General features: G+C 56.2%; 18 protein-coding genes. 7 read left to right on the plus strand and 11 right to left on the minus strand.

The annotated features are described in order from the left end of the window. Positions 1 to 6 precede the first annotated feature (6 nt). The gene (gene rpsI, locus O4G22_RS06300; protein WP_012420275.1) at positions 7 to 402 is read left to right on the plus strand and encodes a 30S ribosomal protein S9; all 396 of its coding nucleotides are present in this window, start codon (positions 7 to 9) and stop codon (positions 400 to 402) included. A 226-nt stretch (positions 403 to 628) separates the two neighbouring features. Here the strand turns inward: rpsI and O4G22_RS06305 are convergent, their stop codons facing one another. Together O4G22_RS06305 and O4G22_RS06310 are read right to left on the minus strand one after the other, a co-directional pair. After that, positions 629 to 1,066 (minus strand): 23S rRNA (pseudouridine(1915)-N(3))-methyltransferase RlmH, encoded by a 438-nt coding sequence (locus tag O4G22_RS06305; RefSeq protein WP_094135534.1) that lies wholly within the window; start codon positions 1,064 to 1,066, stop codon positions 629 to 631. Positions 1,067 to 1,072: 6 nt separating this feature from the next. After that, a complete protein-coding gene (locus O4G22_RS06310; protein WP_306701301.1) occupies positions 1,073 to 2,641 on the minus strand; it encodes an excinuclease ABC subunit UvrC in 1,569 nt (522 codons plus the stop codon). 111 nt (positions 2,642 to 2,752) lie between these two features. Between O4G22_RS06310 and O4G22_RS06315 the strand changes: the two genes are divergently transcribed. Genes O4G22_RS06315 through ispF form a run of 6 tightly spaced genes read left to right on the plus strand, consistent with a single transcriptional unit; the run spans position 2,753 to position 9,605 of the window. Continuing rightward, on the plus strand, positions 2,753 to 3,544 hold the full coding sequence (locus O4G22_RS06315) for a MotA/TolQ/ExbB proton channel family protein (protein ID WP_022197693.1): 792 nt from the start codon (positions 2,753 to 2,755) through the stop codon (positions 3,542 to 3,544). Between the two features lie 39 nt (positions 3,545 to 3,583). Next, positions 3,584 to 4,030 (plus strand): ExbD/TolR family protein, encoded by a 447-nt coding sequence (locus O4G22_RS06320; protein ID WP_102737934.1) that lies wholly within the window; start codon positions 3,584 to 3,586, stop codon positions 4,028 to 4,030. Next, complete coding sequence (locus O4G22_RS06325) at positions 4,027 to 6,459, plus strand: tetratricopeptide repeat protein (RefSeq protein WP_046435312.1); 2,433 nt, start codon at positions 4,027 to 4,029, stop codon at positions 6,457 to 6,459. The genes O4G22_RS06320 and O4G22_RS06325 overlap by 4 nt, the downstream gene beginning before the upstream one ends. 23 nt (positions 6,460 to 6,482) lie before the next feature. Next, the gene (locus O4G22_RS06330; protein ID WP_046435313.1) at positions 6,483 to 8,276 is read left to right on the plus strand and encodes a transglycosylase domain-containing protein; all 1,794 of its coding nucleotides are present in this window, start codon (positions 6,483 to 6,485) and stop codon (positions 8,274 to 8,276) included. Between the two features lie 28 nt (positions 8,277 to 8,304). Continuing rightward, positions 8,305 to 9,069, plus strand: coding sequence for an inositol monophosphatase family protein (locus O4G22_RS06335; protein WP_012420282.1), 765 nt, complete (start codon positions 8,305 to 8,307; stop codon positions 9,067 to 9,069). A gap of 26 nt (positions 9,070 to 9,095) precedes the next feature. Next, positions 9,096 to 9,605 (plus strand): 2-C-methyl-D-erythritol 2,4-cyclodiphosphate synthase, encoded by a 510-nt coding sequence (gene ispF, locus O4G22_RS06340; protein ID WP_345784506.1) that lies wholly within the window; start codon positions 9,096 to 9,098, stop codon positions 9,603 to 9,605. 246 nt (positions 9,606 to 9,851) lie between these two features. Here the strand turns inward: ispF and O4G22_RS06345 are convergent, their stop codons facing one another. The 9 genes from O4G22_RS06345 to O4G22_RS06385 form a co-directional block, all read right to left on the minus strand. Beyond that, on the minus strand, positions 9,852 to 10,583 hold the full coding sequence (locus tag O4G22_RS06345) for a peptidoglycan recognition protein family protein (RefSeq protein WP_094135542.1): 732 nt from the start codon (positions 10,581 to 10,583) through the stop codon (positions 9,852 to 9,854). A 147-nt stretch (positions 10,584 to 10,730) separates the two neighbouring features. Continuing rightward, positions 10,731 to 11,651, minus strand: a complete 921-nt coding sequence (locus tag O4G22_RS06350; RefSeq protein WP_290489602.1) for a type I phosphomannose isomerase catalytic subunit — start codon at positions 11,649 to 11,651, stop codon at positions 10,731 to 10,733. A 93-nt stretch (positions 11,652 to 11,744) separates the two neighbouring features. After that, positions 11,745 to 12,989 carry a hypothetical protein gene (locus O4G22_RS06355; RefSeq protein ID WP_297405388.1) on the minus strand — a complete coding sequence of 415 codons (1,245 nt, stop codon included), beginning with the start codon at positions 12,987 to 12,989 and terminating at the stop codon, positions 11,745 to 11,747. A gap of 111 nt (positions 12,990 to 13,100) precedes the next feature. Continuing rightward, complete coding sequence (locus tag O4G22_RS06360; protein ID WP_297405389.1) at positions 13,101 to 14,426, minus strand: Na+/H+ antiporter NhaC family protein; 1,326 nt, start codon at positions 14,424 to 14,426, stop codon at positions 13,101 to 13,103. A gap of 28 nt (positions 14,427 to 14,454) precedes the next feature. Continuing rightward, positions 14,455 to 15,543, minus strand: a complete 1,089-nt coding sequence (locus tag O4G22_RS06365; RefSeq protein WP_297405390.1) for a GDP-L-fucose synthase family protein — start codon at positions 15,541 to 15,543, stop codon at positions 14,455 to 14,457. 1 nt (position 15,544) lies between these two features. Beyond that, positions 15,545 to 16,612, minus strand: coding sequence for a GDP-mannose 4,6-dehydratase (gene gmd, locus O4G22_RS06370; protein WP_094135547.1), 1,068 nt, complete (start codon positions 16,610 to 16,612; stop codon positions 15,545 to 15,547). A gap of 148 nt (positions 16,613 to 16,760) precedes the next feature. After that, complete coding sequence (gene carA / locus O4G22_RS06375; RefSeq protein WP_094135548.1) at positions 16,761 to 17,879, minus strand: glutamine-hydrolyzing carbamoyl-phosphate synthase small subunit; 1,119 nt, start codon at positions 17,877 to 17,879, stop codon at positions 16,761 to 16,763. A gap of 32 nt (positions 17,880 to 17,911) precedes the next feature. After that, the gene (gene carB / locus O4G22_RS06380; RefSeq protein ID WP_297405391.1) at positions 17,912 to 21,115 is read right to left on the minus strand and encodes a carbamoyl-phosphate synthase large subunit; all 3,204 of its coding nucleotides are present in this window, start codon (positions 21,113 to 21,115) and stop codon (positions 17,912 to 17,914) included. A gap of 252 nt (positions 21,116 to 21,367) precedes the next feature. Then, positions 21,368 to 23,503: a glutamine synthetase III gene (locus O4G22_RS06385; RefSeq protein ID WP_295978843.1), complete on the minus strand. Its 2,136-nt coding sequence runs from the start codon at positions 23,501 to 23,503 to the stop codon at positions 21,368 to 21,370. Positions 23,504 to 23,512: the final 9 nt, after the last annotated feature.

Raw genomic sequence — 23,512 nt, forward strand, 5'->3', positions numbered from 1 at the left:
CAGAACATGAGTCAGACAACCCCATACAACGCCACCGGCCGTCGTAAGACCGCCATTGCACACGCTTGGCTTACTGAAGGTTCCGGCCGCATTACCATCAACCGCCGCGGTTTTGAGGAATATCTTCCTACCGTTCAGTTACAGAACGCTGTTCTTCAGCCCTTTCAGGTTACCAACACCATGAACAAGTTTGATGTGAACGTCGTTACCAAGGGCGGCGGGATTCACGGACAGGTGGGAGCCATTCGCATGGCGATCGCCCGTGCTCTCGTTCAGGTTGATGAAGCTTCCCGTTCCCAGCTCCGTGAATTCGGTCTTCTGACCCGTGATTCCCGCATGAAGGAACGTAAAAAGCCCGGCCGTCCTGGGGCCCGCAAGCGTTATCAGTTCTCCAAGCGTTAAGCTTGGCTGGTTGCGAAGGAACTGGCTTTACCATTTCTTTCTCGGAAAAGGAGTACTCCTTGTGGAGTGCTCCTTTTTTGTTGCAGAAAGAACTTTGTTTTTACTGTTTTATACGTCTTTAAACAGCCTTTTCTGGTCGGATTGCTTACGGCGGCTTCAATGATTTTCCTGCATTTGCCGTGAAGGGAACAGGTTTTCCTGTACAGGAATGTCTGGCCGACGAGGGTTACCGATGGTATGGTGTTCCTGCCAGAATAGTATGGCAGCGGTAAATCTGTTCCAGCAGGACAACAAGCGCCAGTTCATGTTGAAGGGTGAATTTGCTCAAGGACAGGATATGGTTGCACCGGGATCGTAATTCTTCCGTATGACCGTCCGAGGCTCCGATGAGAAACGCGATGCGGCGCACGGAATGCATTTGCCAGTCCTTCGCCAGATCGACCAGCTTTTTTGTGGTCCAGAGTTCTCCGCGTTCGTCCATGGCGATGCGCAGACAGCCTTCGCTGGCTGCCAGCAGGCGTTTTGAAACGTCCTGGGAGTTTCCATCCCTGACAAGTTTGAGTTCCGTTTTGCCGAAAGGTCTGAGGCGGTTGAGATAAAATTCCACGCCTTCCTTGGCGTAGCCTAGAGAAGGCTTTCCTGCGGCCAGAATCAGGAATTGCATGGGGAGTCAGGAGTTGGAAGATGAATTAAGGTAGTTCAGCAGGGCGCGGGCCCAGGTTTCCGAAATGCCGCGGATGGCGGCGATAGAAACCGGGTCCGCCTTTTTAATGGCAGTTACGGATTTGAATTTTTCCAGCAACAGTCTTTTTTTTGAGGCGCTCATGCCCGGTGCGTCGTCCAAGGCGCTTTCCCGCATGCGTTTACGGTAGAGCAGTTCGTTATAGCCGTTGGCGAAGCGGTGGGCTTCGTCGCGGATGCGCTGCATGAGTTTGAGGGCTCCCGTGCTGTGAGGCAGGCAAAGGGGCTGGGACTGGTGGGGGAAAAATATTTCTTCCCTCTGCTTGGCCAGGCCTACGATGGGCATGTCTCCCAGGCCGATGGCTTCCAAATCGGCCAGAGCGGAGGAAAGCTGTCCTTTACCTCCGTCCACCACTACCAGATCCGGAACTTTGATGGGGGCTTTTCCTTCCGCGCTGAGTTTCTTAAGCCACTGGTACAGGGTCATGTCCGCCTGCCGTGAGGCTACGGCATCGCTCTCCGCCAGAATGCGGGAGTAACGCCTCCGGATGACTTCCGACATGGAGGCGAAGTCATTTTGTCCGTCTACAGTGCGTATACGGTACCGCCGGTAGGCCTTGTTGTCCGGCCTGCCGTTGGTGAAGCGCACCATGGAGGCCACGATATGGTTGGAAGAGACATTGGAAATGTCAAAGCATTCCATAATGAGTGGGGGAGATTCTAATCCCAGGGCTACCCCCAGTTCCTTCATGTCTTCTTCCGGGTGAACGGTGCCGGGAAGATCGGGAGTTCCTTTTCGGAACCTCCGGGCGGGTTCCAGTACCTTGACCAGATTGTCCCGGATGTCCCGCAGATATGCCGCGCGTTCAAAGTCCAGTTCATCGGCAGCTTCCATCATTTCCCTGGTAAGTTCGTCCAGAGCGCTTTTTTTTCCCGTCCCTTCCAGCAGACGCACCGCCTGGTCAAAGTTCCGGTTGTAATCATTGATGGAAATGCGGCCAACGCACGGAGCGGAGCAGTTGCGAATCACATCCGCATGGCAGTGCCTGAAGTCATGGATACCCGGATTTTTTGTCTTGCAGGTTCGCAGCCGGAAATGCCGGTTGAGCCATTCCTGCGTGGCGTAAAGAGCCTGGGAGTGGACAAAGGGGCCGAAGTAGCGCGCTCCGTCATCTTTGCGCACCCGCGCCAGCTGGAAACGAGGCAGTTTTTCCCCCTTCGGAATTTTCAGCAGGGGGTAGCGCTTGTCGTCCTTCATCTGGATATTGTAATGCGGGCGATATTGTTTAATCAGTTTGCTTTCCAGCAGAAAAGCCTCCTGGTCATTTCTGGTTTCAAAATAATCAAATGACGCAATAGCATTAATGAGCGCTCTTGTCTTATGATTGGAGAGTGTGGCTCCCGTAGGAGAAAAATAATTGCCCAGGCGGCGGTGAAGGTCCTTGGCTTTGCCCACGTAGATGGTATTTCCCCGGGCGTCTTTCATGATATAAACGCCTGGTTTGTGCGGAGTTTCCCTCCAGAGTTCTTTCAGGGTTGGTTGCTCGCGGTCTGCCACGCAGGCATTATGCCATATGAGGCAAGAAATGGAACTGCGGAAACGTACTGTATTACGGCTACTTGGCTTGCCTAGGAAAACTTCTTCTGTATAATCCCCTATGTCTTTTGTATGAACCCTGTACCGTTTACCACGTTGGCCGCCGCCATGGATTTTGTGGTGGGAGATAGAAATTATCCCCTTTCTGAGCTGTTCATGAAAGGCGGTTTCATCATGTGGCCGCTGCTTCTGTTATCCATCGCCGGAGTAGTGGTGCTGGTCATGTGCTGCTTTTCTACCCGTGCTGCCGCCGTTTTGCCTACCAAACTGGTGGAACAGGCGGAATCTTTCATCCGCAAGCGGGATTACACGGGGCTTTCCATCCTCTGCAAGAATGGAGATTCCTGCTACGCTCGCGTGATGTTGACTGTAGCCAACTTCATGTTGCGCAACCCCTCCGCCCAGTTTGAGGAGGTGAGGGAGATAGCCTCTGCGGAAGGAGGACGGCAGGCGGGGTTCCTAAGCCGCCAGATTTCCTGGCTGTCGGATATTGGCGCCGTAGCCCCCATGCTGGGGCTGTTGGGGACCGTGGTCGGGATGATGAAAACCTTTTTTGAGATTGCCAACGGTGATTTTTCCGGGGGCAAGCAACGTATTGACATGGCGGGCGGCGTGGCGGAAGCCTTGATTACGACGGCGGGCGGCCTGATGCTTGGGATTCCCGCCATCCTGGCTTATGTATATTTCCGCAGCCGTGTACACAAACGGGTAGGAGACCTGGAGGCAGCCGTCACGCACAGTGTTTCCGTAGTTGCCACCCAGCTTCAGAAGCCACGAGCCGGTGCAGCTGGGGCTTTTCATGAAGAGGAACTTCCCAGAGTCCCCGTAGATCCCACTTCCCTGCGCGATGTGCGTGGGCTCTAGCCGGAACGCATCTACTTCTCCACCTCACCGGAAGATTGTATGAAATTTCATTATAAAATGCCCAGTCCTATCGGGTTCCAATTAGCCCCCATGCTGGACATCGTATTTCTGCTGCTGGTGTTTTTCATCGTAACCCAGACATTTGAGGATGATGAACCGGATCTTTCCATCAATCTTCCTTCAGCAGAGACTCCCAAGCCCGGTGAAAATGTGTCCAATGAAATTATCGTGAATATCCGTAAAGATGGTACCGTGGTAATCAACCGCCAGCCGTACACAATGCCGCAGCTGGAAGACAAGCTTTTTTCCGTTGCCCGCTTGGACAAAACTATGCTCGTCCGTATCCGCGTGGATGAGAAGGCGGAATCCGGCGTGGTGGTGCATGTGATGGACGCATGTCTGAAGGCCGGGCTGAATAACGTTTCTTTTTCCACGCGTCCTCCGGCTCCATCTTCCATCAATGTTTCCAATTTCCAGGCTTCATGAAAGCGTTCTTTTCCATTAATGCAGGTTTAATAACTTTGGCGATGTTTTCTGCCGCCCAAGAAAATATTCCGGATGCCGCTCCTATCGCGGATGGTCCGCTGGTCGCTAATCCGGAGCTGGATACGCTGGATATGGCGGACATGCTGTACAAGCAGGCCCAGGCTCCGGCTACGAAGGAGAACCGGCAGGAATATGGACGCCTTCTTGATTTAAGCTTGCGTAAATATCTGGAATTTACCCAACGTTTCCCCCAGTCTGCCCAGGCTCCTCTGGCAGAGTATCGTGCTGCCATGTGTTTGGAGGAGCTGGGCAGGAAAGATGAGGCACACGGCCTGTTCCTCAGATTGATTCAGACGGGCAGCCCCGCTCTGGTTGCCGCCTCTGCCTACCGTCTGGCGACGGATGCTTCTTCTGCCGGGGAGATAGATAAGGCCATCCAGTATTACCAGCTCGTGATTCGCAATGCGGAACAGAATGATTTGAAGGTGGACGCCCAGTACCGTCTGGGACGCCTGTTTCTTTCCAACGGTAATCCGGAGTCAGCCGCCACCATGTTTTGCGCGGTGATGGGCAATCCGGAAGCGGATGCCAAGTTTGTTCTGGTGTCCCGGATGGGATATGCCGCCCTGTGTGCGGATACGGGACGCTTGGGAGAAGCCTATTCCGAATATCGCAAGGTGCTGGAAACGCCCGGTGTGGATAACAGGAACCGGGGAATCGCCACTCTTCAGGCCGCCATGCTGGCCACCAAACTGAAAAAGACTGCGGAAGCCCAGGGCCTTTATGAACGGCTTTTGAAGGACGAGTCCCTGAAGGAGATGGCGCCGGAGGCCCGAATGGGGCTTCTTCTGGGGCTGTACAATATGGGCAAGTACAGGGAGATACTTTCCCAGTATGAGCAGCAGAAGGGAATAAAGATGCCGACAAAGGACGGCCAGGTGCGTCTGCTGATGCTGCTGGGGCAGTCCGCCTATAAATTGAAGGAGTATCGGAAAGCGGCGGATTTCTTTCTGGAAGCGGAAAAGTCCGTCCCTTATACGCAGGAGGCCATGCAAGCCTCCTTTTACCGGTTGTTGTGTTATAATGAACTCAAGCAGAAAGATCTTCCCCAGCGGGCTCAGAGCTTCCTGAACCATTATGCCAAGGCTTTTCCTACCAGTGAACTGCATGATATGGTGCGCCTGATGGCTGCAGAGAACCTGTTCAGCTCCAATCCGGCGGATGCCGCCCGGTTTTATGCCAGCATTGATTTTGACAAGGTGCCTCCGAAGATGCGCGCGGATATTTTATATAAGAGCGCGTGGGCGATTGCCCAGGCCGGGAACAGAGGTGTGGCCGCCAAGCTGCTGACTGATTTTATCAATGATTTTCCGAAGGATCCCCGCATTTGTGAGGCATTGACATTGCGTGGAGACATGTATGCCAAGACCAAGAAGGAAGCTGAGGCTCTGATGGATTTTGACCGTGTGATTGCCCGTTGGCCGAAAGCTGAATCAGCTGCCGCCGCATGGCAGAGAGCCGCTCAGATTTATGCGGGACGCCAGGATATGGCGAACATGGCGAAGTATTATGAAGGCCTGATCCAGAATTTTCCGAAGGCGTCTCCTGCCGCTCTGGCTGAAGCCCATTTCCTGCTGGGGCGTGCGGCGTTTGACCAGGGAGATTTCAAGTCTTCTATCAGCCATATGGCGGAGGCCAAGACGCTGGATCCCCAGAAATACGGAGAACAGGTTAATGTGCTTTCCGTCCTGTCCTATCACAAGCTCCAGGACATGAATAAACTGAAGGAAGCCCTGGAAACCCTGCAAAAGGAAAATCCTTCCGCCGTGGCTCGTGTGCCGGATGTCATTCCCGCATGGCTGGGTCTTCAGGCCTATGGGATGAAGGATCTGGAAACGGCGGACAAGTATATGACCTGGGCTACGCAGAACGACCAGCTTCAGAATGTGAAGAAGGTGATTTGGCGTAATTTGGCGAAGGTGCGCCTGGCGCTCAGAAAGTATGACCGCGCCTTGGTGGCTTCCAACAATTTCCTGAAGGATGAGGATCAGCCTTACCGCCGTGCGGACGGCATGCTGGACAAGGCTTCCATTTTGCTGGGGCTGGGCAAGTATGCGGATGCCAGAAAGACGGCGGAAGATGCGCTGGCTCTGGGCGTGGAAGGTCCTTTGATGGCTTCCTTGAAAATTGTTCTGGGGGATATTTCCTATGCGGAGAAAAAGTTTGATGAAGCGGCCAAGCATTACGGTGTTACGGCCGAGCTGTTTGTCAATGACGCTGAACTGAAACCCAAGGCTCTGTTCAAGGCGGCAGAAGCTTTGGACAAGGCCGGCCGCAAATCGGAGGCTTCCCAATATCGGGGCCGCCTGCAAAAGGAATTCCCGGATTGGAAACAGGATGGAGAGTCTTTGCCTCCGGACGCACGATAAGCGTTTAAGGATTGAACCCGGAAATGGAAAACAGGCGTAAAAGATGGTATGATCTGTTTGGATTGCTGCCTCGCAATCTGGGCCGTCTGTTGTTGTGGTTCAGCCTCATTCCTATCGCTTTCATCATCGTTCTTCTCGTTTATGCATGGAGGGCGGACCAGTATGAGCTGGACGAGGTTTTGGCGCCGTTGGAAAATTGTGCCGCATATGATCGCAACGGCCAGTGGATAGGCACCTTGACAGATCATGACCGGGTGTATGTAGCGCGCAATGAACTGCCCGATAATCTGGTGAATGCTTTCATTGCGCGGGAAGATGAAGACTTTTTCGAACATGGCGGCATTGTGTACTCTTCCATTATCCGCTCCATTTGCCGGAATCTGACTACGTTGTCCTATGCCCAGGGTGCTTCCACGATTACGATGCAGCTGGCGCGGAATTGTTATGAGCTGGGGGGGAAGACCCTGGATCGCAAGGTTTTGGAAATGGCCGTGGCCCGCCGCATTGAGGGCAAGTATTCCAAGGATGAAATTCTGACGGCTTACCTGAACCGCATTTATTTTGGCCAGCAATGCTATGGGATTGCGCAGGCGGCGGATTTGTATTTCGGCAAAAAAGTGGCGGATCTGACGCTGGCGGAGTGCGCTACCCTGGCCGGTCTGGTGCGCGGACCTTCCATCTACAATCCTGTTTACAGCCCGGAGGCTGCTGCCAAGGTCCGCAATGCGACGCTGGAAAGGATGTTTGAGTGTGAATTCATTACCCAGGAACAATTATGGCAGGCGCTCCGCGAACCGATGGCGGTGGCCGGTAAACGGGAAGCTCGGCCCGGTTCTTATCCCGTTCTGGTCGTTTCCCGCGAGTTGGGAGACCTGGATTGCTGCGACGAGCAGGAGGGAACCTCCAGCATTTTTGTAATGACCACGCTGGATTTGGAATTCCAGCGGATGGTTGAAGATGTAAGCGAGCCTATGCTGGCCGCTCTGGAATCTTCTTCTGTGTGGGCAGGGTTGCCCAAAAGGGTGGACAACCAGTTGAATCGTTGTGTGCAAGCGGCCATATTGTGTGTGGATTCCCGTAAAGGGGAGTTGCTGGCCGTAACAGGGGGACGCTCCGCCCAGGACGGTCTGGACCGATGGCAGTCCAGGGTAATGCCCGGCGATCTGTTCACTCCCATCGTCAATTTATGCGCCGTCGACCAGCGTAGAACCGTTATTCGCAGCAATCCGGAAGTCACTGGCCGCGGGGTAGGTTTCAATACAGTAATAGAAACGGCACAAAAGGCCGGTTACAAAGGGGAACTTCCCCGTTCTTCGGACTTGTATACCGGCAGGTTTTCCGTGCCTCTTTCGCATGCCGTCAATGCCCTGTATCTCATCGGCAATGACGGGCTCAATGTGAGTATTTCCTCCGTCAGGCAGGTGGGCACCACCAAAAAGAACCTGGTGATGGTGAATGCTCCCTCTCCGGAAGAAAGCCGCCGGGAAATCCTGCCTAGGGAATCCGCTCACCTGGTGGCGTCCCTTCCTCCCTTCCGCTACGACGAACGAACCAGGAAAACCTTCGTCAATGTCAAACTTCCGGGAAATACGGGACATTTTTCCGCCGTCATGGGGCGTTATTTCACGGTTTTTGCCTGGGTGGGCTTTGATTCTCCGGAGGCCGCCGTCTATGAAAAGAAAGGGGTTTCCGCGGCGTTGGCAAAAACCTGTTCCTCCCTGGCCGGGGAGGTGTATGACCGTGCGGAGGAAGGCCGCAGAAAAGCTGTCCGGGAACGTCGGGAGCGGGAAAATGCTGCAGAGCAGGGCCCCCAATGAAGTTCAATTTTCCATTAGTAGAAGCATCATGAGACACTCACTTGAAATGACCACGGCCATCCAGGCCGCCAAATCCGCCGGAGCTTTCCTGAAGAAGCATTTTTATGAGCAAAAGAAGGTGGATGAAGCCAGCCAGAATGATATCAAGCTGGAGCTGGACAAGCTTTCCCAGAAACTGATTACGGAGGAAATTCTTTCCGTGTTTCCCAACCACGCTGTTTTGGGAGAAGAAGGATACACCGGGGACAGGAACAGCGAGTATGAATGGATTGTAGACCCCATTGACGGGACGGTGAATTATTTTTACACGATTCCCTGGTTCTGCGTCTCCATAGCTTTGCGCCGCCGCGGGGAAGTGGTGCTGGGCGTGATTTACGATCCCATGATGGATGAATGCTGGCATGTGGAAAAGGGCGGGATTCCGTACATGAATGATCATCCCATGCATTGCAGCCGGCGGGAACGCATGGCGGAAGCCGTGGTATTCGTGGGGCACGGCAAGACGGACGGTTCCAAGGAAAAGGGGATTGAACGTTTCGCCAGGATCGCCTGGCAGGTACGCAAGGTGCGCAATAACGGTTCTGCGGCTCTGGCCCTGGCTTATATTGCCTGCGGCAGATTTGACGCCTATGTGGAAAGCGTCATTTCCATCTGGGATGTCGCCGCTGGGGTTTTGCTGGTGGAAGCAGCCGGCGGCAAGGTTGTTTTGGAACCGAAGGAAGATAATCCGGAACAATTCGCCATTGTCGCATGGAACGGCCGCATCCCTATCATGGAGGCGCTGGGAGAGTAACCCGAACATTATTGCCGCAGTACCGTATGAAAAACATGATCGCTTTGACCGGGATCGGGTATGATATCCACCGTTTTGCGGAAGTTCCGCGCCCCTTGATGCTGGGCGGTGTGCATATTCCTTCCTCCCGCGGCCTGGACGGCCATTCCGACGCGGATGTTTTATGCCACGCCATTGCGGATGCCCTGCTGGGCGCTGCCGGGTTGCCGGACATCGGCTACTGGTTTCCGCCGGGCGATCCTGCCTGCAAGGACATCCCTTCCCTGGATATTGTGGCGAAAGCCGTTTCTCTGATCCGGGAGCGCGGCGGCCGCATCGTGAATGTGGACTCGTCCCTTATTGCAGAATCTCCCCGTATTTCCCCTTATTTGGAGCAGATGAAGGGAGCTTTGGGGACCGCTCTGGGAATCTCTCCGGTCCGCGTGGGCATCAAGGCCACTACCAATGAACAGCTTGGCTCGCTGGGCCGCAGGGAAGGCATTGCCGCTTTTGCCGTGGCGTCTATTCTGATGCCGGAGGATCCGGTCATGCCATAAGGCGAATTGCCCCGGTTCTTTTTCTGGAAGTCTTTTCCAGAAAGGGAACCGAATCGGGGCTCTGGAAAGGAATATGCTTCAGAAATAACGGGCAGGAGGGAACGGCTTTTTGGAGAGGCATTTTCCCCAAAGCGGTTTTAATGAAATGGCGAGAGATTGTTAACCGTTCTCCGTCGGCAAAGCCGTTGTAGGCCGCATGATAAATATTCCCCATCTTCCTGCGCAGGGGGGAAGTATTGTCCGGTATCAGCTGATGCAGCGGTAATAGTAATCCACGCGGGAGATGAACCAGGACCATTTGAAGCCGGGTTTGCCATTGTCCAGCAGAAGATGGGGGCAACGCTTGCCGGTCCAGTAGTAGTGGGGCACAACATTCCGCAGGGGAATATCGTGGGCATACATGTTGTAGGCCGCCAGTTTGGCGGCGCGGTCAAAGGTTTTGACGATGCTTTGTCCTCGCTTCTCACACATTTCAATGCCGATGGAGTACATGTCTCCGGGGCCGCCCCGGTCCGCATGGCGCCCTGTTTCATTCAGGGGGATATGCTGCATGGTCACGTACGGATCTACTGTATAATGCCAGTTGCAGCGCAAAGCTCCGTTATTCAGGGCGCGCGCGTGCTGCATGGCGTCTGCGGACGGGTTTTCCGTGTTGTGCATGGTGATGAAGCGCGGCTTCATTCGGGAAGAACGGCGGCGGAGCGGAGAAGATTTAGGCATGAACATAGGCCGGACGTTGCATTCCGCCAGCAACTGGCGCGGAGAACGTTTCACCACGGGGACTCCGGAGGGCTTAAAAGAGATCATGGGTGCCATTCCTGCTTTTCCGGAAGGTCCCGAACAACTGGTCAGGGCAAGCAGGGCGGCGGTTTCCAGCAGAAAAGTTCTGCGGTCCATGCCCTGGACTTTCTCCAGCATGGGCTGGAGCTGACCGGAAAAGCGGGCAAGATAAGCGGCGATGGTGGAAATATTGCTCATACAAAGGCCGGAAGATGGGGAATTTTCAGCACGGATGCGGGAAAAGTTAAGTCCACGCTAAGATTCGCCCTTCTTCTTTGCAACGAAAAAGTGCGAAAGCTTCAGCATTGTGCCGAATTCTTCGCTTTTTTTGTCATATTGATCTGTTTAAACCGTTGTTAAGAGTAAAACAGTCTCTGCTTCTGCCGCAGTGACAGCATCCGCACCTGCCGGGGATAGGATGAATTCGCCCTTCCGGGCCGTTTTCCCGTCCCAGCACACGGAACCGTGGAGAACCGTGAAGACGGCGAAGCGGGATGAGTCCGGCTGGGTGAACCGTTCTCCCTTATCCAGACGGTATTCCTTTGTGGTGAAATGCGGCATTTCCGTCAGGTAGCCGGGGCGCTGGCAGAGTTCCCGGAATTCCCCGATGGAATCCAATGCCTGTTCCAGATGCAGTTCCCGCCCTCGTCCGGAGGCATCCGTGCGGTTCCAGTCATAAAGGCGGTAGGTGGTATCGCTGTTCTGCTGGATTTCCGCAATGAGATGTCCGGCGCCGATGGCATGAACCAGTCCCGCCGGAATGTAAAGATGTTCCCCCGGTTCCAGATGGGCGGAGCTTATCAACTGCTCCATTTGTCCCGTTTCCGCCGCATGACGGATGTCCGGAAGTGAGGCGTTCTCCTTCATTCCCCCGTAAATCCGGGCATCCGGAGTTGCGTGCAGTACGTACCATATCTCATTTTTTACTTCTCCCTGCCGGGCTGCCGCCGTGCGTTCCGGGGGATGCACCTGGACGGAAAGGTTTTCGCGGGCATCCAGAATTTTGCAGAGCAGGGGAAATCGAGGGAAACGTTCGTAGCCGGGCCCGAAAATTTCCTGCCGGCGTTCTTCCCACAGCCGGTGCAGGGGCATTCCTGCCCATTCGCCGTCTTTTACGATGCTCATGGCTTCCGGGCGGTCGCTGATTTCCCACGCCTCCCCATAGGCTGTTTCCCGGTCGGGCAGTTCCCGTCCCAGCATGGTTCTCATGCTCTGGCCGCCCCAGATGCGCGGCTGGTAGATGGAATGAAAGCGAAAAGGCTGCATGGCTGTGGCGGAAGCGTAGGCTATCTTTTATGGGCGGGCAAGCAAAATGCCCACAGGGTTTCCTGTGGGCATGGAAAGGGAGGAACTGACGGGTTATTTGATGGATTCCCAAACAATGCCGATTTCGTCAAATGGCACGTGTTCCTTGTTCTTGTCCGGCTTCGGGACGCCGTAGTTGGTCCGGAACAGAGGCAGGATGGGGGCTCCCGTTTTAGGATCCTTGTTCAGGGGGGGCATGCCCACTTCCTCCAGAAGCAGGGCCATGCCGAATTCTCCCCCAGGAATTTCGCTAATCAGAATTTCAATAGGGTATACCTTTCCCTGTTCCACTTTGAATGTTTTACCAGCCGCAACGCCTCCTAGCGAGCTGTTCCAGTGTCCGGAGGAAGAGTACTTATAGAAAGTGACCGGTGGGGTATTGATGCCCACACTCTTAAGCTCCTTTTTCAGGTCGTCGTTTCCAGGTTTGTTTTCCATGGCTGCTATCCATTTTGGATTAGCGGTTATTTTCCCTAGTGATGCCTGGAACCAGCCATAATCAAACACATTTTCGTTATTGAAGCGTACGGCAATGACGTCGTCACCAGCTCCGACAAAGCGGAATGTTCCGGATTTTGGAGCGCGCACTTTGCCGCGATAGATGGCAATCCATCGGCTTGGTTTGACTTTGTCCGCGCAACCGTAGGCCTTAGGCGCGTCATTGGCGGATGTTCTGGGAACGTAGAACTGTGCTGCGTAAAGCTGTTGGGGCGCCTTATAGAAACGGTTCATATCCTTTTCATCCCACCCTCGATTAATGAAGCGGGAAAGAACGGAACAAAACTGTTCCTGAGACAGATTGGTAGGACGTCCGCCAGGAGTTTGCTTGGTGTCGTAAAAGGTCCCTACCAGCGTGCTTCCGGAGGGTTGGGACGTACCGAAGGCGGAAGTGGCGTCCCCCAGGTCGGGGCCGAAGCCGTCTCCCATGCCAAGGGCGGTTCCTTCCTCCAGCATGACGGGTTCATCAGGCGCGTCAATGTCAATCTTGGGGAGGTTCACCGGAGCGGCGGCCGCTGCCACCACAACCTTGACGGGCGTCTCCGCGTGGGAAGAAGAGGAAGTTTCCCTCTGCACTTCCGGCGGCGGAGGCGTGTCCGACGGCGGAGCATCGTCCGGCGTAATGTAGCCGACGACCTTGGGCTCTTCCGGGGGGGCGATGATGATCGTCAGAGAGTAGAGAATGGCTCCTGCCAAAACGACGGAGAGAATGGATGTCGCGAATGCGGCAATATAATTTTTCCGCCTTTCCTTGCGCAGGGTGTCCACTGCGTCTTCCGTGGGTTCTATATGAAGGCTCATACATGTATGATAGCATAAGAATCCCATCTGTTGAGTAACATGAGGATAACAAGGATAACATGTCGGTAACGAAAAAGGCTGCCTTTGCCGTCCTTTTCCCTCATGGGCTTTTCAGCGTTTCCGCCGTCTTCCCTTTCCTCCCCGGGGCAGCGCAATGGCAAGGGTGGCGCAGACGCCCAGAATCAGGGGATAATACAGGTATTCCATGATCAGCAGGGGGGAGACCTGGGAGATTCCGGCGGCCATGAGCATTTGAGCCCCGTAAGGGATGACTCCCTGAACCAGGCAGGAAAAAGTGTCCAGAATGCTCGCGCTGCGCTTGGGAGGGATATGGAATTTATCGCTGATTTCCTTGGCGATGGGGCCAGCCGTGATGATGGCGATCGTATTGTTGGCCGTGCAGAGGTTGGCTAGGGAGACCAGTCCGGCAATGCTGAATTCCGCGCCGCGCCTGCTGCGGATATGGGCCGTGATTTTTTCGATAATGTACGCGATGCCCCCGTTGAAACGGATGAGGGACAGCACGCCGCCTGCCAGCAGAGTAACGATAATCAGTTCTCCCATGCCGGTCATTCCGCTGCCCATGGCTTGGAACCAGGCGATGAAGGAGAAATAACCCATGCCGATTCCAATCAGTCCCGTGGCAAGGAGTCCCAGGGTCAGAACGGTCATGACGTGGATTCCTGCCAGGGCCGTCGCCAGCACGAGCAGATAGGGGAATACTTTCATCCATTCAATGGAGGTGTCCGCCGTGGAGGGGGACTGCACGTTCCATCCGAGCAGGATGTAGCAGGCCAGGGCCAGCAGGGCGGCGGGAAGCACTACCTTGAGGTTGGCCTGAAATTTGTCCCGCATGGAGCAGCCCTGCGTACGGGTGGCGGCGATCGTGGTGTCTGAAATGAAGGAAAGATTGTCTCCGAAGAATGCTCCTCCCACCACAATGGCCGTCATCATGCCGGCGCTGACCTGAGTGGCCTGCGCCAGCCCCGTGGCTACGGGAGCCAGGGCGACAATGGTGCCTACGGAAGTTCCTACGGAGAGGGAGATGAAGCAGGAGGCGATGAAAACGCTGGCAAGCAGCAGATTGTCCGGCAGGAGCCGCAGCGTGAGCTGGACGGTAGCGTCAATGGCCCCCATGTCCCTGGCCGCCTGGGCGAAGGCTCCTGCCAGCACGAAAATCCAGATCATCATCAGGATGTTCCGGTTGGCCACTCCGGAGGAAAACAGATCCACCCGTTCCGCCATGCTTTTTCCGCGGGTAATGAAAACGGCCCAGACGGCCGCCGCCGTAAAGGCCACCGTTACCGGGACGGCGTAAAAATCCTGTACGGCTATGGAGATGACCAGGTAAAGCAGGAAGAAAACCAGCAGGGGGCTTAACGCCCACAAGCTGGCTTTGGCGGGGGGTGGATTTTGCTTGTCCGGGTGGCTGGTCATGGGGTGAGGGGGGGAGCCGACGGAAAGGTCAGTTGCCGGCAGCGCACATCCGGCTCAGATACCACCGGTAAATGCGTTCCACTCCTTCTTCCAGCTCCACCCGGTGTTTCCAGCCCAGGGAATGCAGCCTGGAGACGTCCGTCAGCTTGCGCATGGTGCCGTCCGGCTTGTCTGCGTTGAACACCAGATTGCCCCGGTAGCCTTCCGTAGCGGCAATCAGCCGGGCCAGTCCGCCGATGGAGATTTCCTTCCCGGTTCCGATATTGATATGGCAGTTCCGCACTTCCCTGCCTCCTTCTTGCAACTGGCTGAAATCCACTTGCTCCATCACATGGACGCAGGCGTCCGCCATGTCCTCGCTCCACAGGAATTCGCGCAGGGGTGTTCCCGTACCCCACAGTTCCACGGAACCGGGGGTGATGCCGTATTTGTCCAGCACGGCCAGGATTTCCCTTTCTTCAGTCGTTCCGTCCACCTGTTCCACAGGGCGCATATCCAGATCTTTCCGCACGGCGTTCCAGTCTCCTTCCATCAGGCACTTGGCCAGGTGTATCTTGCGCACCATGGCGGGCAGCACATGACTGTTTTCCAGGTGGAAATTGTCATTGGGGCCGTACAGGTTCGTAGGCATGACGGCGATGTAGTTGGTGCCGTATTGCAGGTTGAAGCTTTCGCACATCTTCAGCCCCGCTATTTTGGCGATGGCATAAGGTTCGTTGGTGTATTCCAGCGGGGAGGTAAGCAGGGCGTTTTCCTTCATGGGCTGGGGCGCTTCGCGCGGGTAGATGCAGGTGCTCCCCAGGAAGAGGAGCTTGGATACGCCATGCCGGAAACTTTCCCCGATAACGTTCTGCTGAATCTGGAGGTTGCGGAAGATGAAGTCCGCCCGGTAGCGGGAATTGGCGATGATGCCGCCCACAAACGCCGCCGCCAGAAAGACGTATTCCGGCTTTTCCCGGTCAAAGAATTCCCGGACGGCCGCAGGATCTTCCAGGTCCAGTTCTTGGTGCGTCCGTCCAATCAGGTTGGAATAGCCTTTGTTTTCCAGAGATTTCCAGATGGCGGAACCAACGAGGCCGCGGTGTCCGGCCACAAAGATTCTGCTGTTTTTGTTCATCTCAGAAACGGACGGGAGTTTTGACGTATTCCATGTCGTGGCGCACCATGATGCGCACGAGCTCCTCAAACGGCGTGGAGGTGGGGTTCCAGCCAAGAAGGGTTTTGGCCTTGGTGGGGTCTCCCAGCAGTTGTTCAACTTCGGCAGGGCGGAAATATTTGGGATCCACTTCCACCAGGATATTGCCCGTCTTCCTGTCGCGGCCGCGTTCTTCCACGCCTTCCCCTTCCCATTCCAGCTCTATTCCGGCTTCACGGAAGGCCAGCGTGCAGAATTCCCGTACCGTGTGCATTTCCCCGGTGGCGATGACGAAGTCTTCCGGCTTGTCGTGCTGGAGAATCAGCCACATGCATTCCACGTAATCCTTCGCGTACCCCCAGTCGCGCAGGGCGTTCAAGTTGCCCAGGTAAAGCTTGTCCTGCATGCCCTGGGCAATGCGGGCCGCCGCCAGCGTGATCTTGCGGGTAACGAAGTTTTCCCCGCGGCGTTCGCTTTCGTGGTTGAACAGGATGCCGTTGACGGCGAACATGCCGTAGGATTCCCGGTAATTCTTGGTGATCCAGAATCCGTATTGCTTGGCTACGCCGTAAGGGGAGCGGGGATAAAACGGCGTGGTTTCCTTCTGGGGAACTTCTTGCACCAGCCCGAAGAGCTCGGACGTGGAGGCCTGGTAAATGCGGCATTTCTTTTCCATGCCCAGAATGCGGACGGCTTCCAGCATGCGGAGGGTTCCCACGGCGTCCGTTTCCGCCGTGTATTCCGGTACGTCAAAGCTGACTTTCACATGGCTCTGGGCTGCCAGATTGTAGATTTCATCCGGCTGCACGGTCTGGATGATGCGGATGAGGGAACTGGAATCCGTCATGTCTCCGTAATGAAGGTTGACCAGCCGGTTCTTTTTCATGTCCCGCACCCATTCGTCCAGGTAAAGGTGTTCGATGCGTCCCGTGTTGAAGGAGGAGGACCGTCGCAGGATGCCGTGTACTTCATACCCTTTATCAATCAGGAATTCTGCGAGAAAGGAGCCGTCCTGACCCGTAATGCCGGAGATTAATGCGATTTTGCTCATGTGGTGTGTAGGTGGTTTGCTGGCGGGAGTGATTGATGAAAGGAACCCTCTCCCAGAGCATGAAATTCATGCGCTTCGGTGCATAAATAAAGCATTTTTCCCTGTGAGGCGAGAAAAATGCTCTGGTCTTGAAGGTGGTCCGTATGGCTCAGCGTACCTCCTGCCGCCTGGTGGAGGCGATCATCTGCTTGAAGTCCCGGAACAGGTACTGGGGATCCCTGGGGCCGGGAGCCGCTTCCGGGTGGTATTGCACGCTGAATACGGGAAGCGTCCTGTGGGCGATGCCCTCCACGGTATTGTCATTCAGATTGATCAGCGTTATTTCCACGTCGTCCGGAACGGTGGCCGGATCCACGGCAAAACCGTGGTTCTGGGATGTGATGCTGATTTTACCCGTTTTCAGGTCTTTGACCGGATGGTTCGCGCCCCGGTGCCCGAATTTCAGCTTGAAGGTTTTCGCTCCCAGCGCGTGGGAAATAATCTGATGGCCCAGGCAGATGCCGAACATGGGCACTTTCCCAATCAAGGCAGCCACTTCCCGGTGAATGTCCGTCAGCGTGGCGGGATCTCCCGGACCATTGGAAAGAAAAACTCCGTCCGGGTTCATGGCCAGCACTTCCTCCGCCTTCGTATGGGCGGGAACTACGGTTACGCGGAAGCCGTTTTCCCTCAACTGGCGCAGGATGTTGTATTTAATGCCGAAGTCAAAGGCTACGATATCGTATTCCGCAGGGGGCAGAGCTTTTTCCGTAACCAGCGCATCCACTTCCTCCGGCGCCATGGGGCGGGAACCGATTTTGTCCACGATGTTGCAGCCTTCCATGGAGGGGGCGTTTCTGGCTGCTTCCACGGCTTCCTCAGGAGTCAGCTCCGTGGTGAGGCAGGCGCGCATGGCACCGGCGGAGCGCAGATGCTTGGCGATTTTGCGTGTATCCACCCCTTCAATGCCGATGACGCCCTGTTTTTCCAGCCACGGGCCCAGGGATTCCGTGGCCCGCCAGTTGGAGTGAACCTTCGCCAGCTCCGCCACCACAAAACCGCTGACCTGCGCTTTGTCTGATTCCCCGTCTTCCGGATTGACACCGTAATTGCCGATCAGGGGATAGGTCATGGTGACGATCTGGCCGCTGTAGGACGGATCCGTCAATACTTCCTGATAGCCGGTCATGGACGTGTTGAAGCAGGCTTCCCCCACTTCCGTGCCCGTGGCCCCGAAGTGCGAACCGATGAAGACGCTTCCGTCTTCCAGTGCGAGAATGGCTCTCATGGTGATGTAAGTATGCTGTAGGTGGTGCGGGATTAAAGGTTTTGGGCGTGGTATTCCTGAATGGTGCACACCTGAAGATTTTTGTTCTTCAGCGCCTCAATGGCATTCACGCAGGCCTGCGCGGAAGCCAGGTTGGTGCAATAGGAGGTTTTGGCGGCAATGGCGGAGGAACGGATGATGATGTCGTCCGCTCGCGCGTCGTGGGAGCCGGGCGTGTTGATGATGAAATCAATGTCCCCGTTTTTAATATGGTCCACGATGTTGGGGCGGCGCGCCTCGTTGACTTTGTAGGCGCGTTCGCATTCAATGTCGTGCTGGAGCAGGTGAATCATCGTGCCGCGCGTGGCGCACAGCGTGAATCCCATGTCCGCCAGCTGCCGGGCCATGTGAAGCACCCGGTCCTTGTCCCGGTCATTTACGGAAATGAAGACTTTGCCTTCCGTCGGCAGGGGATTGAATGCGCTGACCTGGGATTTTGCGAAGGCGATGTCCGGGTCGGGATCAATGCCCATTACCTCTCCGGTGGATTTCATCTCCGGCCCCAGCACCACGTCGATGCCCGGGAAGCGGCCCCATGGGAAAACGGCTTCCTTCACGCAATAGTATTCCGGAGTGATTTCCCGGGTAAAGCCCAGTTCCGCCAGCGTTTTGCCGGCCATGACCTGTGCGGCCAGCTTGGCGAGGGGCCTTCCGATGGATTTGGAGACGAACGGCACGGTGCGGGAAGCGCGCGGATTCACCTCAATGACGTAAAGCTGTTCATCTTTTACGGCAAACTGGATGTTCATCAGCCCGCAGACGTTCAGTTTGCGCGCCAGCTCCTTGGAAGCCCGCGTGATTTCCTTGTGCATTTTCATGGAAATGCCCATGGCGGGAATCATGCTGGCGGAGTCCCCGGAATGGATGCCCGCCGGTTCCACATGCTGCATGATGGCTCCGATGACGGCGCGCTCCCTGTCCGCGATGACATCCACGTCAATCTCCACGGCATTTTCCAGGAAACGGTCAATCAGCACGGGGCGTTCTTCGGAAGCTTCCACGGCTTCATTCATGTACCGGCGCAGTTCTTTTTCCTCATATACAATGATCATGCCGCGTCCGCCCAGCACGAAGGAGGGGCGCAGCAGCACCGGGTAACCGATGCGCGCGGCAATGGCGGCGGCGTCTTCCACATTGGTGGCCGTTCCTGCATCCGCCTGTTTCAGCCCCAGTTCCTTCAACAGGGCGGAGAAATGTTCGCGGTCTTCCGCCAGGTCAATGGCCTTGGGGCTGGTGCCGATGATGGGCACGCCGTGGGCTTCCAGAGCGTTGGCCAGGTTCAGCGGAGTCTGGCCTCCGAACTGGACGATGACTCCGTCCGGCTTCTCCTGCTCGCAGATATGAAGCACGTCTTCCAGCGTCAGGGGTTCAAAGAAAAGCTTGTCGGAGGAATCGTAGTCCGTGGAGACGGTTTCCGGGTTGGAGTTTACGATGATGGTTTCATAACCCATTTCCCGCAGAGCTATGGAGGCGTGCACGCAGCAGTAGTCGAATTCAATCCCCTGGCCAATGCGGTTCGGGCCGCCGCCCAGGATGAGGATTTTTTTTCTGCCTGTTTCGCGGGCTTCATTTTCATCTCCATAGGTGGAATAAAAGTAGGGGGTGTAGGCTTCGAACTCCGCGGCGCAGGTATCCACCAGCCGGTATCCGGGCACAATGCCCTGTTCCAGACGTTCCTTCCGGATGTTTTCTTCCGTGGTTCCCCGGGCCAGGGCGATTTGCCGGTCGGAAAAGCCCAGCTTCTTGGCTTCCCGCAAATCCAGCTTGTCCAGGCTGTCGCCCGCTCTGGCCAGGTCCTGCATTTGCGCCAGGAACCAGGGATCAATCTGGGTAAGCTGCTGCACTTCATCCAGGGAAAATCCGTTGCTGAACGCCGTTTGAATCCAGAAAATGCGTTCCGCCGTGGGAACAGCCAGTTTCCGCGTGATCTCTTCTGCGGAAGGCGCCTGCGGAGCCTTCGCGTCAAATCCCCAGCCCCAGCGTCCCGTTTCCAGGGAACGCAGGGCCTTTTGCAGGGATTCCTTGAAAGTGCGTCCGATGGCCATGGCCTCCCCTACGGACTTCATGGACGTGGTCAGGTGTTCGTCCGCCTGCTTGAACTTTTCAAACGTGAAGCGGGGGACCTTGGTAACCACATAGTCGATGGTGGGCTCAAAGCAGGCGGGCGTTTCCCGCGTGATGTCATTCCGCAGTTCGTCCAGCGTGTAGCCCACGGCCAGTTTGGCGGCCAGTTTGGCAATGGGGAACCCCGTGGCCTTGGAAGCCAGCGCGGAGGAACGGGAAACGCGGGGGTTCATTTCAATGACAATCATGCGGCCGTTGGCCGGATTAATGGCGAACTGGATGTTGGAACCGCCCGTCTCCACGCCGATCTCCCGGATGACGGCGAAGGAAGCGTCCCGCATGGCCTGGTATTCACGGTCCGTGAGGGTCTGGATGGGGGCTACGGTGATGGAATCCCCTGTATGCACGCCCATGGGGTCGATGTTTTCAATGGAGCAAATGACCACGCAATTGTCCGCGCGGTCCCTCATTACCTCCATTTCAAATTCTTTCCAGCCGATCAGGGACTCTTCAATCAGGATTTCGGAAACGGGGGAAAGATCCAGCCCCCGGGCGCATATCTCCTCAAATTCCGTTTTATTGTACGCCACGCCGCCTCCCATGCCGCCCAGCGTGAAGGCGGGGCGGACAATCAGGGGAAAGGAACCGATGTCCCCGGCTACCCGGCGCGCTTCCTCCATGGTGTGCGCAATGCCGGAACGCGGCACGTCCAAGCCAATGCGGAGCATGGCTTCCTTGAACAGGTTGCGGTCCTCCCCGCGGTCAATGGCGTCCGCGTTGGCTCCGATCATACGCACCTTTTCCCTCTCCAGCACGCCGCTGCGGTGCAGTTCCATGGCGCAGTTCAGGGCCGTCTGCCCGCCCAGGGTCGGGAGAAGGGCATCCGGTTTTTCCCGGATGATGATTTTCTCCACGAACTCCGGGGTGATCGGTTCAATATAAGTGCGCGGGGAGGTCTCCGGATCCGTCATGATGGTGGCGGGATTGGAGTTCACCAGCACTACTTCATAACCTTCTTCCCGGAGGGCTTTGCAGGCTTGGGTGCCGGAGTAGTCGAATTCGCAGCCCTGGCCGATGACGATCGGGCCGGACCCGATCACGAGAATCTTTTTAATGGAGGTGTCTTTAGGCATAATGGCGATGGAAGAATCCTGTGATCCTGGACCGCGGATTTCCGCCGGGGGAATTAAGTGCCCGCCGGGCTCCGGAGGAAAGTTTTTTTACGGTCAATGACGCGGATTTTCAGGGTGTGGGGATCAGTTGAACATGGTGGGGAAAGGAGGCCGGAACAAGGTGCGCCAAGGCTCCGGAGCCGTGCCGCCCCCTGCGGACAGAGGCTTGACCCGCGAGGGGGGGCATAACTCCGGAGCCCGTCGGTGCACCCTCTAATAGATGAACAGCATTTCCCGGTACTTGGGGAGAGGCCAGGACCGGTCGTTCACCAGGGTTTCTGCGGCATCGACGCTGGTTCTCAATCGGGACATCGCAACGAGGATGTCCTCATGGCAGCTCGTAAGCGCCGTTTCCAGGGTATCCAGGTCGGATACGATGGAATCCAGGGCGTCGCCCAGCTTGTCCGCCAGCTTCTGCAGGGCGGCGGTGCCGCTGGTCCGCTTGGCGTCCAGCGCCCTGGAGAGCGCGGAAACGGTTTGCTCGTATTCATTGCGCAGAGCGGGGAGAATGATGGTGGCGGCCATTTCCCAGGACAGGCGGCCTTCAATGCGGATGCGCCTGTGGTATTCTTCCAGGAAAATCTCAAACCTGGATTCCAGCTCCCGCCTGGAAAAGACGCCGTATTTTTCAAACAGGGCCACATTCTTTTCATTCACCAGGGTGTGAAGGGCCGTCATCGTATTTTTCAGGTTGGGGAGGCCGCGGCGTTCCGCTTCTTTCACCCATTCTTCCGAATAATTGTCCCCGTTGAAGATGATTCTCTTGTGTTCGGAAATCCTGCGCTTGAGCGTTTCCTGGAGCTGCGGCAGGAATGTTTCCGGAGCGAAGGAGGAAAGTTCTTCCGCCAGGGAATCGAGGGATTCCGCCACAATGGTGTTCAGGGTCATCATGGGACCCGCGCAGGATTGAGATGAGCCCGGTGCGCGGAATTCAAACTTGTTGCCGGTGAAGGCGAACGGGCTGGTGCGGTTGCGGTCCGTCGCGTCCCGGGGAAGGACGGGCAGCGTGTCCACGCCGATCTTGAGCGTATCGTTGCGCTTGCCGCAGCCGGAAGAGCCGTTGATCATATTCTCAATTACTTCATTGAGCTGGGCGCCCAGGAAAATGGAGATAATGGCCGGGGGGGCTTCGTTCGCGCCAAGGCGGTGGTCGTTCCCGGCGCTGGCCACGGAATTTCGCAGCAAGTCGCTGTGTTTGTCAACGGCCTCGATGATGGCGGTCAGGACGGTCAGGAAAATGGCGTTTTGCTGCGGATCCGAGCCGGGGTCAAGCAGGTTCTTGTTCCCGTAGGAAATGGACCAGTTGTTATGCTTGCCGGAACCGTTGACGCCAGCAAAGGGCTTTTCATGAAGCAGGCATACCAGGCCGTGCTTGCTGGCCTGCTGGCGCAGAACCTCCATCACCAGCATGTTGTGGTCGATCGCCAGGTTCACGTCCTCAAACAGAGGGGCCAGTTCAAATTGCGCGGGCGCCACTTCGTTGTGGCGGGTCTTGGCCGGGATCCCCAGTCTCCAGAGTTCCTGTTCCACGTCGCTCATGAAATTAAGGACGCGGGGTTTGATGGAGCCGAAATAATGGTCTTCCAGCTGCTGGTGCTTGGCGGGAGGTGCGCCGAAAAGGGTGCGCCCTGTCTGGACCAGGTCCGGGCGGTTCAGGTAGAAGTTCTTGTCAATGAGGAAGTACTCCTGTTCCGGCCCCAGCGTGATGGTCACGTGTTCATCCGGAAGGCCGAAGCACTTCATCAGCTTCTTGACGGCGTTGCCCAATGCCTGGCGGGAGCGCAGCAGCGGAGTCTTCTTATCCAGCGCGTCTCCCGTATAGGAACAGTAGGCGGTAGGGATGCAGAGCGTGGCTCCGTTCCCGTGCCTCTTGATGAAGGCGGGGCTGGTGGGGTCCCAGGCGGTGTATCCGCGGGCCTCAAAGGTGCAGCGCAGGCCGCCGGAAGGGAAACTGGACGCGTCCGGTTCGCTCACAATCAGGTTTTTGCCGGAGAAGCTCATGATGGGTTCCATTCCCTTGGGGTCCAGGAAGGAATCGTGCTTCTCCGCCGTGGAGCCCGTCATGGGCTGGAACCAGTGCGTATAGTGAGTGGCTCCCCGTTCCAGAGCCCACTGCTTCATGGCGTGGGCCACATCCGCGGCAATGTCCGCGTTCAGAGGAAGTCCGTCCTGGATAGTGGCCAGGAGGGTTTTTGCCGTATCTTTGGGCAGGTACTTCTTCATCACTTCCGTGCTGAAGACATCCGCTCCGTAATAATCAATGCTGACCGGGGCGCTTTCGCTTGCTCCGCCCACGGGCAGGGAAGCGATGGCGCTGATGGCTTGTGTTCGTGTCGAGTCACTCATCATGGTTAACTG

This window comes from Akkermansia muciniphila (genome assembly GCF_030848305.1).
Lineage (GTDB): Bacteria > Verrucomicrobiota > Verrucomicrobiia > Verrucomicrobiales > Akkermansiaceae > Akkermansia > Akkermansia muciniphila_A.